Source organism: Streptomyces sp. NPDC021019, assembly GCF_044333295.1.
Taxonomy (GTDB): domain Bacteria; phylum Actinomycetota; class Actinomycetes; order Streptomycetales; family Streptomycetaceae; genus Streptomyces.
The window spans coordinates 1,859,724-1,875,648 of the sequence record NZ_JBIRQR010000001.1 but is presented as its reverse complement, the minus strand read 5'-3'; the positions used below and the strand labels follow the sequence as shown (position 1 = coordinate 1,875,648).

Genomic DNA, 15,925 nt, shown 5'->3' with positions numbered 1-15,925 from the left:
TCGTCCACCCTTGAAGCAGAGGTGACGCACGGTCACATGGAAGGTCGCCCCGCTCCTGGTACGGCTTCTGACCATTCCAGCGCTTTTGAGAGGGGGGCGCGCATCAACCGCTCCGCCACTCGAAGGAGTGAACATCACTCTTGAGTTGGCGAACAAGTCTCCCCTGGTGCGCCCCTGACCATGCGTGGCCCGTGGGGTGGAACTTCCGCTCCGCCTTTGGCAGGATGCCCGCCCGCATCGGTTCGGAGCCGCCCCTTCCGCTCCGCACGCCCGTGTTGACCTGCTGGTACAGGCCATTTCCGGTTGCGTGCGGAGAAGGTGAAGGGCTCGTGCAGACTGGCGGCATGCGCATCGAACTCGCCACCGCGCCCGGAAGCCCCGAACGCCCCAACGAGGACTGGGCCTCCGGGGCCCTCCCCGCCTCCGGCCAGGGCGGTGTGCTGGTCCTGCTCGACGGTGTCACCCCGCCGCCGGGGGACGACGGCTGTGTGCACTCGGTGCCGTGGTTCACCGCACGGCTGGGCGGCGCGCTGGTGGAACTGTCCGGTTCCCGCCCCGACCTGACCCTGGCCGAGGTCCTGGCCGAGGCCATCTCCCGTACAGCCGACACGCATCGAGCCACCTGTGACCTTTCTCACGTACGGACACCCCAGGCGACCGTGGTGCTGGCCCGTTGGGACGAACGCGTGATCGAACACCTGGTGCTCTCCGACTCGGCCCTGCTGCTGGAGTCCCCCGACGGCGCGGTCCGGGCCGTCCTCGACGACCGGCTGGACCGGCTGCCGCCGGGCTCGCTCGCCTCGAACGAGATCGCCGATGCCACGGTGCGCAACAAGGAGGGCGGCTTCTTCACCGCGGCCGCCGATCCGGCGGTGGCGGCGCGCGCGGTGACGGGCAGCACCCCGGCGGCCGACGTCCGGGCCCTCGCCGCGCTCACGGACGGGGCGACCCGGTGGACGGAGGTGTTCGGCGAGGGCGACTGGGCGGACGCGCTGGGGCTGCTGCGGAAGACCGGGCCGCAGGGCCTGATCGACCGGGTGCGGGAGCTGGAGGACGCCGACGCGGCGGCCGGGCGCGTACGGCTGCGGCGCGGCAAGCCGCACGACGACGCCACCGCGCTCCTGGTGGAGCTGGTCTGAGAACGGCGGACGGCGAGCGGCGGTCGGCAGGCTGCTCAACTCTCGGCGCGGGCGTTCAACTGGTGCAGGAGCCGGGCCAGCTCGGCGACCTCGGCCCGGTCCCAGTCGGCCAGTTTGCGCACGTAGCGCCCCCGGCGGGCGTCCCGGACGCTGCGGAAGCGGGCCAGGCCGTCGTCGGTGAGATGGACGAGCGAGGCCCGCCCGTCGGCCGGATCGGGTTCGCGGGCCACCAGCCCGAGGTCCTCCAGGGAGTGCAGCTGGCGGCTCATCGTGGCCTTGCCGACGCCGAAGTAGGCGGCCAGTTCGGTGGCCCGCTGTCGGCCCGCCGCCTCCAGACGGACGAGCAGACCGTAGGCGGCGGGCTCCAGTTCGGGGTGGACCTCCCGGGCCATATCGCCCGAGGTGGCGCGCGCCCGGCGCAGGAAGACGGCCAACTCGCGCTCCAGGGCCAGAAATTCCTGGTCCACACCCCTTCCGTCCGTCGCGCCCGGCTCCGGCTCGCTGTCGTTCCCGCGCACGTCAGTACCCCTCATACGGTTTCCTGCCGATGAAAGTCTCTTCCGCGACCGGTCGACGTCGCAGTTCGGCCAGTATTTCGCAGGAGTGGACCAACGGCGGCGGCCCGCCCTCTTCCGCACCCCGGTCACGGCCCCAGCCGGCCGGCGACGGCCGACCGGCTCCACGGCATCACGAACACCTACCGGGCGCGCACCGGCCGGCACGCGGTGACGTCCACCGCGACCAGGCACCCGCCAACGGCTGGTCCCGCACCGGCCGGCCGCTCGGGGGCCCCGGCGACCGCACCCCAGGTCATCGGGGCTTCCCGGGGCCCTCAGACCCCTCTATACACCTCGTGTATACGCACTATGTATAGTCCTCGACGTACCGCACGCCTGTGCGGAATTTCCCGCACAGAGGAGTGATGCGTCGTGCCCAGAAAGATGCCGTTGTCAGGAATGGGGTTGACCGCGGCGCTGGTGACGGCGCTCACACTGACGTTGAGCGGCTGCTCGATGGACACCACGGCTCCGGGCTCCGCCCGCGGCGAGGCGGCCTCCGACGCCAAGGGCTCGTTCGGGCCGGTGGACTGCCGCGAGGCCAAGTGCATCGCCCTGACCTTCGACGCGGGTCCGGGCAAGGACACGCCTGAGCTGCTGGACATCCTCAAGGAGAAGAAGGTGCACGCCACCTTCTTCCTGCTGGGCAAGCACCACGTCATCAAGTACCCCGACGTGGTCCAGCGCATCGAGGACGAGGGTCACGAGGTCGCCAACCACACCTGGACGCACAAGATCCTCACCGACCGGAAGCCGGACGAGATACGCGCCGAGCTGGAGAAGACGCAGCTGGCCATCGAGAAGATCACCGGCAAGAAGCCCCGGCTCATGCGCCCGCCGCAGGGCCGCACCGACGACACGGTCTCGGACATCAGCAAGGACCTGGGGCTCTCCCAGGTGCTGTGGAGCGCCACCGCCAAGGACTACTCCACGAACGACTCCGCGCTGATCAAGAAGCGGATCCTGGACCAGGCGAGCAAGGACGGCATCATCCTGCTGCACGACATCTACAAGGGCACCGTCCCCGCCGTGCCCGGGATCATCGACGCGCTCCAGAAGGACGGCTACACCTTCGTGACCGTCCCCGAGCTGATGGCCCCGGCCGAGCCGCAGCCGGGCACGATCTACCGCCCCTGACCGCCCGCGCGGCACGCGGAACGGCCCGCCCCCGTTGACTCGGGAAGCGGGCCGTCCGTACCGGTCGCGTGCCTGATACCGCGCCCGTCACCGCGTGGCGGTCAGGCCGCGGCCGGGATCCTGTCCTCCACCCGGGCGGAGGCCGGGGCGAGGGCGATCTCCAGCACCTGGCGGACGTCGGTGACCGGGTGGACGTCCAGCTTCTCCAGCACCTCGGCCGGGACGTCGTCCAGGTCGGCCTCGTTGCGCTGGGGGATCACCACGGTGGTGATGCCCGCCCGGTGGGCGGCCAGCAGCTTCTGCTTGAGGCCCCCGATCGGCAGGACCCGCCCGGTCAGCGACACCTCGCCGGTCATCGCCACATCCGTACGGACGAGGCGTCCGGAGAGCAGCGAGGCCAGGGCGGTCGTCAGGGTGATGCCGGCGCTCGGGCCGTCCTTGGGGATGCCGCCCGCCGGGAAGTGGATGTGCACACCCCGGTCCTTGAGGTCCGCGACCGGAAGCTCCAGCTCCGCACCGTGCGACCGCAGGAAGCTCAGCGCGATCTGGGCCGACTCCTTCATGACGTCCCCGAGCTGACCGGTCAGGGTCAGTCCGGAGGCCCCGGTCTCCGGGTCGGCGAGCGACGCCTCGACGAAGAGGACGTCACCGCCGGCCCCGGTCACCGCGAGCCCGGTGGCCACGCCCGGCACGGCGGTGCGGCGCCCGGCCGGGTCCTGGGCGGACTCGGGCACGTGGTGCGGACGGCCGATGAGGCCGCGCAGGTCCGCGTCGGTCACCGCGAACGGCAGCTCGCGGTCGCCCAGTTCGTGCTGGGCCGCGACCTTGCGGAGCAGCTGGGCCACCGCCCGCTCCAGATTCCGTACGCCCGCCTCGCGGGTGTACTCGCCGGCCAGCTTGCGCAGCGCCGACTCCTCCAGGGTGACCTCGTCCTTCTCCAGGCCGGCCCGCTCCAGCTGGCGCGGGAGCAGGTGGTCCCGGGCGATGACGACCTTCTCGTCCTCGGTGTAGCCGTCGAGGCGGACCAGCTCCATGCGGTCGAGCAGGGCCTCCGGAATGGCGTCGAGCACGTTGGCGGTGGCGAGGAAGACCACGTCGCTGAGGTCGAGCTCGACCTCCAGGTAGTGGTCGCGGAAGGTGTGGTTCTGGGCCGGGTCGAGGACTTCGAGGAGGGCGGCGGCCGGGTCGCCCCGGAAGTCGGAGCCGACCTTGTCGATCTCGTCGAGCAGGACGACCGGATTCATCGAACCGGCCTCCTTGATGGCCCGCACGATGCGGCCGGGAAGCGCGCCCACGTACGTACGCCGGTGGCCGCGGATCTCCGCCTCGTCCCGGACACCGCCGAGCGCGACGCGGACGAACTTGCGGCCCATGGCGTGCGCGACGGACTCGCCGAGCGAGGTCTTGCCGACGCCGGGCGGGCCGACGAGGGCCAGCACCGCGCCGCCGCGGCGGCCGCCCACCACGCCCAGCCCCCGGTCGGCACGGCGCTTGCGCACCGCGAGGTACTCGGTGATGCGTTCCTTCACGTCGGCGAGGCCGGCGTGCTCGGCGTCCAGGATCTCCTGGGCGCCGCGGATGTCGTAGGCGTCCTCGGTCCGCTCGGTCCAGGGCAGTTCGAGGACGGTATCCAGCCAGGTGCGGATCCAGGAGCCCTCGGGCGACTGGTCGCTGGACCGCTCCAGCTTCTCGACCTCCTTGAGCGCGGCCTCGCGGACGTGTTCGGGGAGGTCGGCGGCCTCGACCCGGGCCCGGTAGTCGTCGGACTCGTCCTCCGGGTCGCCGTTGAGCTGGGAGAGTTCCTTGCGCACGGCGTCGAGCTGGCGGCGCAGCAGGAACTCCCGCTGCTGCTTGTCGACGCCGTCCTGGACGTCCTTGGCGATGGATTCGGCCACGTCCTGCTCGGCGAGGTGCTCGCTCAGCCACTGGATGGCGAGCTTCAGCCGGGCGATCGGGTCCGCGGTCTCCAGGAGCTGGACCTTCTGGGCGGTGGTGAGGAACGGTGAGTATCCGGAGTTGTCGGCGAGCGCGGAGAGGTCGTCGATCTGCTGGACCCGGTCCACGACCTGCCACGCGCCGCGCTTCTTCAGCCAGCTGGTGGCGAGCGCCTTGTACTCCTTGACCAGCTCGGCGGCGGACCCGGGCAGGGGGTCGGGGGCGGCGGTTTCGAGCACGGTCCCCTCGACCCAGAGCGCCCGGCCGGGCCCACTGGTCCCGGCACCGATGCGGACCCGGTCGCGGGCCCGGATGAGGGCGCCCGGGTCGCCGTCCGACAGGCGTCCGACCTGCTCGACGGTGCCGAGGACACCGGTCCCCGTGTACGTCCCGTCGATCCGCGGGACCAGCAGCACCTGAGGCTTGCCCCCGCCGGGACGGGCGGCGGCCTGCGCGGCCTCGACGGCGGCGCGCACCTCGGTGTCGGACAGGTCGAGCGGCACCACCATGCCGGGCAGGACGACCTCGTCGTCGAGCGGCAGCACGGGCAGGTCGATCGGTGTGAACGCCTCGGACTCGTTAGTCATGATCTCCCCTTCGGCAGGCAAGTTGAGCTATGTGGACTCAATGCTCCTGAGCCGCCGAATGTTCCCCAAGCCTTGTTCGCTCTGAGCGATCAGATGGTTCCGATGCCCCGGACCGTCCTCCACGCTTTCCCGGCCAGCAGTACCGGGACGGTCCCTCCGTGTACGGGAGCGCCGCGGGACCGAACGTTGTTCCCCACCCCGGCGACTGGTCGTTCCCCACCCCGATCGACCCGTTGTTCCCCACCTCGGCGACCCGTTGTTCCCCACCCCCTGCGGCGGGAACCGACTGGCCCTCGCCCCGGGCGGCGGGACAGGATTGACGGACGCCGACCGCTACGACCGGAGACCGGAGAGCCACCCGATGCCCGCCATGCCCGCGACGCCCGCCCCCGACCCCACGCCGACACGCTCCGCCGACACCCCCGTGGTCCTCGACCGCCGCGAGGGACCCTTCGGCGAAGTCGTGCTGCGGGAGCGCGGGGAGCACTTCGAGATCATCGCCAACGGCTGCTTCCTGATGGACACCTCCGACGGGCGCTCCGAGCGGCTGCTGATCGACGCCGCACTGGCCGCCCTGCCCGCCGCGCGGACCGGCCCCTCGGTGCTCGTCGGCGGCCTGGGCGTCGGGTTCTCGCTGGTACGGGCCGCCGAGGAGGAGCGCTGGGGCCGGATCGTGGTCGTGGAGCGGGAGCAGGCGATCGTGGACTGGCACCTGGCCGGGCCGCTGGGCCGGATCTCCGGGCCTGCGCTGGCCGACCCCCGGACCGGGATCCTCCACACGGATCTCGTCGCCCACCTCCGTACCACCACGGAGCGTTACGACGCGCTCTGCCTCGACATCGACAACGGGCCGGACTGGACCGTCACGGAGGACAACGGAAGCCTCTACTCCCCCGCCGGCCTGGCGCACTGCCACGACCGGCTGACCCCGGGCGGAGTGCTCGCCGTCTGGTCCGCGCAGCCGTCGCCGGCCTTCGAACAGGCCTTGCGGAATGCCGGGTTCACCAGGGTTCGGACGGAAGAGGTGGCCGTTGCCCGAGGTGTGCCCGACGTGGTCCATCTCGCACTTCGGGCGTTGTGACCCCCCTCCCGGTATGCGCGGACCGGCGGTGGCACGGGTCAACCGGCACAAGGCCGACGATCCGGCTCCCCGGTCGGCGTGGACCCCCACGTCCGGGGCAACACCCTGCGTAGCCGGGAGCCCTCCGCTGCCTTTACGCTGCTGACCGGCACACGGGATCACCCACCGAAATCCACGAGCGAGAACCGTGCCTCCGGGGGAATGGCTCCCGCGAGAACGGGCAGGGGCGGGGCGATGGAACAGACACACACCACCCACAACGGCGTCGCGGCCACCCCGGGGGCTCAGCGCCGGGTGCTGGTGGTCGAGGACGACCCCACGATCGTCGACGCCATCTCCGCCCGGCTGCGGGCGGAGGGCTTCCTGGTCCAGACCGCGCTGGACGGCCCTGCGGCCGTGGACGCGGCTGAGGCCTGGCAGCCCGACCTGATGGTGCTCGACATCATGCTTCCCGGCTTCGACGGCCTGGAGGTCTGCCGCCGCGTACAGGCGCAGCGCCCGGTACCGGTGATGATGCTCACCGCGCGCGACGACGAGACCGACATGCTGGTCGGGCTCGGGGTCGGCGCCGACGACTACATGACCAAGCCGTTCTCCATGCGGGAGCTGGCCGCCCGGGTGCACGTGCTGCTGCGCCGGGTGGAGCGGGCCGCGCTGGCCGCCGTCACGCCGAGGAGCGGCATACTGCGTCTGGGTGAGCTGGAGATCGACCACGCCCAGCGCCGGGTCCGGGTGCGCGCCGAGGACGTCCACCTCACGCCGACCGAGTTCGACCTGCTGGTCTGTCTCGCCAACACCCCGCGCGCGGTGCTCTCCCGGGAGCAGTTGCTGGCCGAGGTGTGGGACTGGGCGGACGCCTCGGGCACCCGCACGGTCGACAGTCACATCAAGGCGCTGCGCCGGAAGATCGGCGCGGAGCGCATCCGTACCGTGCACGGCGTGGGCTACGCCCTGGAGACTCCCGCGCCATGACGCGGCCAGGGTCCGGACTGCGGCCCTTCTCGATCAAGGCCAAACTCGGCACGCTCGTCGTGGTCTCGGTGTTCATCACCACGGGGCTGCTGATCGTCGCGTTGCGGACCCGTACGGAGTTCCGCTTCATCACGGTGTTCTCGGTGATCGCCACGTTGCTGATCACCCAGTTCGTGGCGCACGGGCTGACCGCGCCGCTGGACGAGATGAGAGCGGTGGCCCGGTCCATCTCGCACGGCGACTACACCCGCCGGGTGAGCGGCGCCGGGCGGCGGGACGAGCTGGGGGACCTGGCGCAGACGATCAACCGCATGGCGGACGATCTGGAGGCGGAGGACCGGCATCGAAAAGAGCTGGTCGCCAATGTCAGCCATGAGCTGCGCACCCCCATCGCGGCGCTGAGAGCCGTGCTGGAGAACGTGGTGGACGGGGTGTCCGCCGCCGATCCGGAGACGATGCGCACGGCGCTGCAGCAGACGGAGCGGCTCGGCCGGCTGGTCGAGACGCTGCTGGACCTGTCGCGGCTGGACAACGGGGTGGTGGCGCTCAAGGCCCGCCGTTTCGAGGTCTGGCCCTATCTGTCGGGCGTACTGAAAGAGGCCAATCTCGCCGCCTCCCACCGACGCCTGTCGTCGGGTTCGGGCAATCACTCCCGTACGGACGTCCACCTGCATCTGGACGTCTCGCCGCCGGAGCTCACCGCGCACGCGGACGCCGAGCGGCTGCACCAGGTGGTCGCCAACCTCATCGACAACGCGGTCAAGCACAGTCCGCCGCACGGCCGGGTGACGGTGCTCGCGCGGCGCGGGGAACGTCCCGAGTCGCTGGAGCTGGAGGTCGTCGACGAGGGGCCCGGCATCCCGGAGGCGGAGCGCCACCGGGTGTTCGAGCGCTTCAACCGGGGCCAGGCAGCCTCCCCGCACGGCCCGGGAAGCGACGGCGGTACGGGGCTGGGGCTGGCCATCGCCCGTTGGGCGGTCGATCTGCACGGCGGTCGGATCGGGGTGGCCGAATCCGCGAAGGGCTGCCGCATCCAGGTCACCCTCCCGGGAATCCCCGAGCCGCGCGGTTGACGTCGCGGTTGGCATAGGGTCGAACCGGAAGGGCACGTTCACCCGTGTCCTGCCAGCAGGGGCCTCAAACGGATGCGGCCGGATGGCCGTATCCTCGGTCCTGCGTACCCGAAGTGCAGTGGAACCTCGCTTGTTTCCCGCCATTTCCTGCGCCGAAACCCGCCTTCCGATGTGATGTGCACGACGAAGCACCGGCCCGGCCTGCAAGGAACGGTTCGGGGGGCGTAGCCTTGATTTCCGCTGTCCATCACCTTGTGAAGCGGAAGAGGGCGGTTGCCGCCGTGTCGTCTCAGTCCCCCAGTAACTCGAGCATCTCGACCGATCAAGCCGGACCGGGTACGAACCCGGCCGCCGCGTTCGGCGCCAATGAATGGCTCGTCGACGAGATCTACCAGCAGTACCTCCAGGATCCCAGTTCGGTCGATCGCGCCTGGTGGGACTTCTTCGCCGACTACAAGCCGGGTGCCTCCGGCACGGCGGACAAGCCCGTTCCCGGCGTCGCACCGGTGACCGAGGCGCCCGCCGCCCCGGCAGCGCCCGCTCCGGCCGCGCCCGCCCCGGCGGCCGCTCCGGCTCCGGCGAAGGCCGCGCCCGCAGCCGCTCCGGCGGCTCCCGCGCAGCCGGCCCCGGCCAAGGCCGCCCCGGCCCCGGCGAAGCCCGCGGCGGCGAAGCCCGCCGCCGCGCCCGCCAAGGCCAAGGCGGACGACTCCACCGAGGCCCCGGCCGGCCCGGAGTACGTGACGCTGCGCGGCCCCTCGGCCGCGGTCGCGAAGAACATGAACGCCTCGCTGGAGCTGCCGACGGCCACATCCGTCCGCGCGGTCCCGGTGAAGCTGCTCTTCGACAACCGCATCGTCATCAACAACCACCTCAAGCGCGCCCGCGGCGGGAAGATCTCCTTCACGCACCTCATCGGGTACGCGATGGTGCAGGCCCTCAAGGCCATGCCGTCGATGAACTACTCCTTCGCCACGAAGGACGGCAAGCCGACCCTGGTCAAGCCGGAGCACATCAACCTCGGTCTGGCCATCGACCTGGTGAAGCCGAACGGCGACCGCCAGCTGGTCGTCGCGGCCATCAAGAAGGCCGAGACGCTCAACTTCTTCGAGTTCTGGCAGGCGTACGAGGACATCGTCCGGCGCGCCCGCATCGGCAAGCTCGGCATGGACGACTTCTCCGGCGTCACCGCCTCGCTGACCAACCCCGGCGGCATCGGCACCGTCCACTCGGTGCCCCGCCTGATGCCCGGTCAGGGCCTCATCATGGGCGTCGGCGCGATGGACTACCCGGCGGAGTTCCAGGGCACGTCGCAGGACACCCTGAACAAGCTCGGCATCTCGAAGGTCATGACGCTCACGTCGACCTACGACCACCGGGTCATCCAGGGCGCTGCCTCCGGCGAGTTCCTGCGGGTCCTGTCCCAGCTGCTGCTCGGCGAGAACGAGTTCTACGACGAGATCTTCAAGGCGCTGCGGATCCCCTACGAGCCGGTCCGCTGGCTCAAGGACATCGACGCCTCGCACGACGACGACGTCACCAAGGCCGCGCGGGTCTTCGAGCTGATCCACTCCTACCGGGTCCGCGGCCACGTCATGGCCGACACCGACCCGCTGGAGTACCACCAGCGCAAGCACCCCGACCTGGACATCACCGAGCACGGCCTCACCCTGTGGGACCTGGAGCGGGACTTCGCGGTCGGCGGGTTCGCCGGCAAGACGATGATGAAGCTCCGCGACATCCTCGGCGTGCTGCGTGAGTCGTACTGCCGCACCACCGGCATCGAGTTCATGCACATCCAGGACCCGAGTCAGCGCAAGTGGCTCCAGGACCGCGTCGAGCGCGCGCGCCCGAAGCCCGAGCGCGAGGAGCAGCTGCGCATCCTGCGCCGGCTGAACGCGGCCGAGGCGTTCGAGACGTTCCTCCAGACGAAGTACGTCGGCCAGAAGCGGTTCTCGCTGGAGGGCGGCGAGTCCGTCATCCCGCTGCTCGACGCGGTCATCGACTCCGCCGCCGAGGCCCGCCTCGACGAGGTCGTCATCGGCATGGCCCACCGCGGCCGGCTGAACGTGCTGGCGAACATCGTCGGCAAGTCGTACGCGCAGATCTTCCGCGAGTTCGAGGGCAACCTCGACCCGCGCTCGATGCACGGCTCCGGCGACGTCAAGTACCACCTGGGCGCCGAGGGCACCTTCACCGGTCTGGACGGCGAGCAGATCAAGGTCTCGCTGGCCGCCAACCCCTCGCACCTGGAGGCGGTCGACCCGGTCCTGGAGGGCATCGCCCGCGCCAAGCAGGACATCATCAACAAGGGCGGCACGGACTTCACGGTCCTGCCGGTCGCGCTCCACGGCGACGCGGCCTTCGCGGGCCAGGGCGTCGTCGCCGAGACGCTCAACATGTCGCAGCTGCGCGGCTACCGCACCGGCGGCACCGTGCACGTGGTGATCAACAACCAGGTCGGCTTCACCGCCGCCCCGGAGTCCTCGCGCTCCTCGATGTACGCCACCGACGTGGCGCGCATGATCGAGGCGCCGATCATCCACGTCAACGGCGACGACCCGGAGGCCGTGGTCCGCGTCGCGCGGCTCGCCTTCGAGTTCCGGCAGGCGTTCAACAAGGACGTCGTGATCGACCTCATCTGCTACCGGCGCCGCGGTCACAACGAGACCGACAACCCGGAGTTCACCAACCCGCAGATGTACACCCTGGTCGACAAGAAGCGCTCGGTGCGCAAGCTGTACACCGAGTCCCTCATCGGTCGCGGCGACATCACGCTGGAAGAGGCGGAGCAGGCGCTCCAGGACTTCCAGGGTCAGCTGGAGAAGGTGTTCGCCGAGGTCCGCGAGGCCACCTCGCAGCCCGCCGCCCCGCACGTCCCGGAGCCGCAGGCCGCGTTCCCGGTGACCGTGGAGACGGCCGTCTCCGCCGAGGTCGTCAAGCGGATCGCCGAGTCGCAGGTCAACATCCCCGACTCGATCACCGTCCACCCCCGCCTGATGCCGCAGATGCAGCGTCGCGCGGCCTCCGTGGACAACGCCACGATCGACTGGGGCATGGGCGAGACGCTGGCCATCGGTTCGCTGCTGATGGAGGGCACCCCCGTCCGGCTCGCCGGCCAGGACACCCGCCGCGGCACGTTCGGCCAGCGCCACGCGGTCCTGGTCGACCAGGTCACCGGCGAGGACTACACGCCGCTGCTGTACCTGGCCGAGGACCAGGCCCGGTACAACGTCTACGACTCGCTGCTCTCGGAGTACGCGGCGATGGGCTTCGAGTACGGCTACTCGCTGGCCCGTCCGGAGTCGCTGGTCATCTGGGAGGCCCAGTTCGGTGACTTCGTCAACGGCGCGCAGACCGTCGTGGACGAGTTCATCTCCTCGGCCGAGCAGAAGTGGGGCCAGACCTCGGGCGTCACGCTGCTGCTGCCGCACGGCTACGAGGGCCAGGGCCCGGACCACAGCTCCGCCCGCCCGGAACGCTTCCTCCAGATGTGCGCGCAGGACAACATGACGGTCGCGATGCCGACCCTCCCGTCGAACTACTTCCACCTGCTGCGCTGGCAGGTGCACAACCCGCACCACAAGCCGCTGATCGTCTTCACCCCGAAGTCGATGCTGCGGCTGAAGGCCGCGGCCTCGTCCATCGAGGAGTTCACCACCGGCGGCTTCCGTCCGGTGATCGGCGACGCGTCGGTCAAGCCCGAGAACGTCCGCAAGGTCGTCTTCTGCGCGGGCAAGCTGTACTACGACCTGGACGCCGAGCGGGAGAAGCGCGGCGACACGGAGACGGCGATCATCCGACTGGAGCGTCTGTACCCGCTGCCGGGTGCGGAGATCCAGGCCGAGATCGCCAAGTACCCGAACGCCGAGAAGTACCTGTGGGCCCAGGAGGAGCCGGCGAACCAGGGTGCGTGGCCGTTCATCGCGCTCAACCTGATCGACCACCTGGACCTCGCGGTCGGCTCGGACGTGCCGCACGGCGAGCGCCTGCGCCGCATCTCGCGGCCGCACGGCTCGTCCCCGGCGGTCGGCTCGGCCAAGCGTCACCAGGCGGAGCAGACGCAGTTGGTCAACGAGGTCTTCGAGGCCTAGGACCACGCAGCGGCCGTACGAGCCGTACGTACGCCACAGGGACCCGGTTCCGCGCTCGTCGCGGGGCCGGGTCCCTGGCGTATCCGGAGTATCCGGCGTCAGCTGGGCGTCCGCGCCTCGATATCCTGTGCGCATGTACTTCACGGACCGTGGCATCGAGGAACTGGAGAAGCGGCGCGGCGAGGAGGAGGTCACCTTCGAGTGGCTCGCCGAGCAGCTGCGGACGTTCGTCGATCTCAACCCCGACTTCGAGGTGCCGGTCGAGCGCCTCGCGACCTGGCTGGCCCGGCTGGACGACGAGGACGACGAGGACGCGTGACCCGGCCCGCTCCGGGGAGGGCGAGGACCTAGGAGGCTTACGCGCCCGCCCTGGCCCGCTCGTACGCCAGTCCCAGCGCACCCTGCGCCAGCAGCACCGCCCCCGCCGCCGCCCAGCCGCCGCTGCGGCGACGGGCGCCCCACAGCAGGAGCGGGAGTCCGGCCGCGAGCTGGACGGCGGCGACGGCACGGGCCCGGGGGCCGCGTACCCACGGGCCGATCCTGCTGCTCTCGACCGCGTCCAGTTCGACGCGTACGGCATCGCGCCAGCCGGCCCACTCGATCCGTTCCACCCCGCGCTGCACCGCCGCGACGCTGCGCAGCCGGTCCGCGCTCTCGCCCGGTGAGAGCCCCGCGGGCAGAGTCAGCCCGGTGCGGGTGAGAACGGCGAGCACTCCCCGCAGCCGGGCGTCCGCGTCGCCGTCCGGATCGGGGCGGGTCAGCTCCTCCAGCGCCTGTACGTCCAGCACCGGGTCGAGGCCGAGCCTGACCGCGAAGGTGCGCATGGCCTCGTCCTCGCCCACCGGAGTGCCGTCGGTCAGCCAGATGTAGCCCACGGGCCGGCGGAACCCGGCGGCGAGCGTGAATCCGGCCCGGTCGGCGTCCCACCACAGGGCGAGCACCGGCCAGGTGGAGCCGACCGCGAGCGCGGTGGCCCAGCCGCCGAGGACCCGGTCCACCGGCTCGGGGTCCTGCCCGGTGCCGCCGTTCCAGGGTTTGCCCTCCGGGACGAGCACGCTCCACTCCTCTCCCGCGCGGGCCAGCAGCATCTGCTCGCGCAGCAGGTGGGCGAGCGGCCGTACGGTCTCGGGGTCGGCCCGGCACAGCAGGAGGGCCCCGGTGGATGTCGCGTTCATGGCTCACACGCTAGGGCAATTTGCCCTGACTTGAACTATTTATGCGCATTCTCCTCCCCAGCGACCCCTCCCGATCCCTCCCGACCCCTCCCGCCCCCCTTTGACTTCCACCATCCGCGATATATCGTGTTCCGCACGAGACGCGATATGTTGCGTTGCCACGCTTCCCGGGAGGTCACATCCATGCCTGTGTCGACATGGACCATCGCCGAGCCGCGGAAGCTCGCCTTCGAGGATCCGGTGACGGCACTCCACGTGCGCGTCGTGGACGGCACGGTCAACGTGGTCGGGTCCGACGAGCCCGAAGCCCGACTGGAGATCTCCGCGATCGAGGGCCCGCCGCTGATCGTGACCCAGGAGGACGGCCGACTGACCGTGGCCTACGAGGACCTGCCCTGGCAGGACCTCCTGCGCTGGTTCGACCCCAAGAACCGCCGCCGCAGCGCCGTGGTCACGCTCGTCGTGCCGGCCGCCTCCTCGGTCGAGGTCGGCGTGATCGGTGCCGGGGCCGTCGTCTCCGGCATCAGCGGCCGCACGGAGGTCCGCGGCATCACCGGTGACTCCACGCTCGTCGGGCTGACCGGCGCGGTGCGCGGGGAGTCCGTGTCGGGCAGCCTGGAGGCCCAGAGCGTCACGGGGGACCTGCGCTTCCACTCCGTGTCCGGTGATCTGACGGTGGTCGACGGGGCGGGGACCTCGGTCCGGGCCGAGTCGGTCAGCGGTGCCATGGTGCTGGACGTCGACCCGTCCGGGCGGCCCACGGACATCCGGCTGGCCACGGTGACGGGGGAGATCGCGATCCGGTTGCCGCACCCGGCCGACGCCAGGGTCGAGGCTAATACCGCGAGCGGGACCGTCTCCAACGCCTTCGAGGACCTGCGGGTCGGCGGGCAGTGGGGGGCGAAGAAGATCACCGGCACGCTGGGCGCCGGGACGGGGACCCTGCGGGCGACGACCGTGTCCGGTTCGATCGCCCTGTTGCGCAGGCCACCCGCCGAGGACGACGCGTACGCCGCCGAGCCGACCGGAAAGGTTCTCTGACATGCCTCCCGTATTCGCCCACGGCCGTCTGCGGCTGTACCTCCTCAAGCTCCTGGACGAGGCGCCTCGCCACGGTTACGAGGTCATCCGCCTGCTGGAGGAGCGCTTCCAGGGCCTGTACGCCCCGTCCGCCGGCACGGTCTACCCGCGGCTGGCCAAGCTGGAGGCCGAGGGCCTGGTCACCCACGCCACCGAGGGGGGCCGCAAGGTCTACTCGATCACCGACGCGGGGCGCGAGGAGCTGGCGGGCCGGGGCGGCGAACTGGCCGACCTGGAGCTGGAGATCCGCGACTCGGTCTCGGAGCTGGCCGCCGAGATACGCGACGACGTACGGGGGGCGGCGGGCCGGCTCCGCAGCGACATGCGGGCGGCGGCTTCGGAGTCCCGGCAGGGCACGAAGGCCGGGGCGGGGACCGGGGCCGGGAGCGGCAAGGGCCGGGCGAAGGACGGACCGGCCTCCCCCTTCGATGACTTCGGCGACTTCGGCCGCCTCGGCGACCTCGGCGACCTCGGCGAGAGCGAGACGTGGCGCACGGCGAAGGAGGAGCTGAACCGGGCCAAGCAGGTGTGGAAGGAGCAGGCCCGCCGGGCGAAGGACGAGTCCCGGCGCGCCCGCGAGGACGCCCAGCAGGCCCGCCGCCAGGCCAGGGAGGCCCAGGAGAAGGCGCACGAGCAGATGCAGACCGCCGCCCGGCAGGTCCAGGAGCACTTCGCACGGGGCGACTGGCCCTCCGGGGTGCGGGAGGGTCTCGCGGAGATCACCGGCCAGCTCGGCGGGTTCGCGCGCTCCGGCGCCTGGCCCCCGTTCGGCAAGCCCGGGGCGGACTCCGCCCCGGCGGCCCCGGTCGCCGACGACGGCTCCGACTGGGCCGAGGACGCGCCGGCCACGGGCGACCCGGTGCGCGACCTGGACCGCCTGCTGGACCGTTTCCGCGACGGCATCCGGGACACGGCCCGCGATCACGGGGTGACGGAGGCCCAGCTCACGGAGGCCCGCCGCCACCTGGGGGCGGCGACGGCGCGGATCGAGGCGCTGCTGACGGCGGAGGACGAGCGGAAGGCCTGAGCCGACGCGGCTCAGGTGGAACGGAAAGCAGGGGCGGGCGTCCGGCATCGGACGCCCGCCCCTGCTTTCCG

Annotated in this window: 12 protein-coding genes; 9 read left to right on the top strand and 3 right to left on the bottom strand. The window is 71.3% G+C overall.

The features are described 5' to 3' along the window. Window positions 1-344: 344 nt before the first annotated feature. Window positions 345-1,139 (top strand): hypothetical protein, encoded by a 795-nt coding sequence (locus ACH4RG_RS08740; protein WP_397921380.1) that lies wholly within the window; start codon window positions 345-347, stop codon window positions 1,137-1,139. Between the two features lie 35 nt (window positions 1,140-1,174). Here ACH4RG_RS08740 and ACH4RG_RS08735 read toward each other — a convergent pair whose 3' ends face one another. Then, the gene (locus ACH4RG_RS08735; RefSeq protein WP_398539285.1) at window positions 1,175-1,672 is read right to left on the bottom strand and encodes a MarR family winged helix-turn-helix transcriptional regulator; all 498 of its coding nucleotides are present in this window, start codon (window positions 1,670-1,672) and stop codon (window positions 1,175-1,177) included. 408 nt (window positions 1,673-2,080) lie between these two features. On the opposite strand from ACH4RG_RS08735, the gene ACH4RG_RS08730 reads away from it, so the two are divergent. Further along, complete coding sequence (locus tag ACH4RG_RS08730) at window positions 2,081-2,833, top strand: polysaccharide deacetylase family protein (RefSeq protein ID WP_397921778.1); 753 nt, start codon at window positions 2,081-2,083, stop codon at window positions 2,831-2,833. Window positions 2,834-2,934: 101 nt separating this feature from the next. Here ACH4RG_RS08730 and lon read toward each other — a convergent pair whose 3' ends face one another. Next, window positions 2,935-5,355: an endopeptidase La gene (lon, locus tag ACH4RG_RS08725; RefSeq protein WP_398539284.1), complete on the bottom strand. Its 2,421-nt coding sequence runs from the start codon at window positions 5,353-5,355 to the stop codon at window positions 2,935-2,937. Between the two features lie 361 nt (window positions 5,356-5,716). Here lon and ACH4RG_RS08720 point away from each other — a divergent pair, with 361 nt between their 5' ends. The 5 genes from ACH4RG_RS08720 (at window position 5,717) to ACH4RG_RS08700 (ending at window position 12,891) form a co-directional block, all read left to right on the top strand. Continuing rightward, window positions 5,717-6,436: a spermidine synthase gene (locus ACH4RG_RS08720; RefSeq protein ID WP_397921385.1), complete on the top strand. Its 720-nt coding sequence runs from the start codon at window positions 5,717-5,719 to the stop codon at window positions 6,434-6,436. A 234-nt stretch (window positions 6,437-6,670) separates the two neighbouring features. Continuing rightward, on the top strand, window positions 6,671-7,408 hold the full coding sequence (locus tag ACH4RG_RS08715) for a response regulator transcription factor (RefSeq protein ID WP_003966317.1): 738 nt from the start codon (window positions 6,671-6,673) through the stop codon (window positions 7,406-7,408). After that, window positions 7,405-8,481, top strand: a complete 1,077-nt coding sequence (locus ACH4RG_RS08710) for an ATP-binding protein (RefSeq protein WP_397921387.1) — start codon at window positions 7,405-7,407, stop codon at window positions 8,479-8,481. Before ACH4RG_RS08715 ends, ACH4RG_RS08710 begins: the two co-directional genes overlap by 4 nt. A 281-nt stretch (window positions 8,482-8,762) precedes the next feature. After that, on the top strand, window positions 8,763-12,572 hold the full coding sequence (locus tag ACH4RG_RS08705; RefSeq protein WP_397929273.1) for a multifunctional oxoglutarate decarboxylase/oxoglutarate dehydrogenase thiamine pyrophosphate-binding subunit/dihydrolipoyllysine-residue succinyltransferase subunit: 3,810 nt from the start codon (window positions 8,763-8,765) through the stop codon (window positions 12,570-12,572). A gap of 133 nt (window positions 12,573-12,705) precedes the next feature. Next, entirely contained in the window at window positions 12,706-12,891 is a 186-nt protein-coding gene (locus ACH4RG_RS08700) for a DUF6104 family protein (RefSeq protein ID WP_003966321.1), read from the top strand. Between the two features lie 37 nt (window positions 12,892-12,928). Here the strand turns inward: ACH4RG_RS08700 and ACH4RG_RS08695 are convergent, their stop codons facing one another. Next, window positions 12,929-13,747 carry a hypothetical protein gene (locus ACH4RG_RS08695; RefSeq protein ID WP_397921391.1) on the bottom strand — a complete coding sequence of 273 codons (819 nt, stop codon included), beginning with the start codon at window positions 13,745-13,747 and terminating at the stop codon, window positions 12,929-12,931. A 183-nt stretch (window positions 13,748-13,930) separates the two neighbouring features. Between ACH4RG_RS08695 and ACH4RG_RS08690 the strand changes: the two genes are divergently transcribed. Beyond that, window positions 13,931-14,788, top strand: a complete 858-nt coding sequence (locus ACH4RG_RS08690; RefSeq protein WP_397921393.1) for a DUF4097 family beta strand repeat-containing protein — start codon at window positions 13,931-13,933, stop codon at window positions 14,786-14,788. A gap of 1 nt (window position 14,789) precedes the next feature. After that, the gene (locus ACH4RG_RS08685) at window positions 14,790-15,854 is read left to right on the top strand and encodes a helix-turn-helix transcriptional regulator (protein WP_397929271.1); all 1,065 of its coding nucleotides are present in this window, start codon (window positions 14,790-14,792) and stop codon (window positions 15,852-15,854) included. Window positions 15,855-15,925 lie beyond the last annotated feature (71 nt).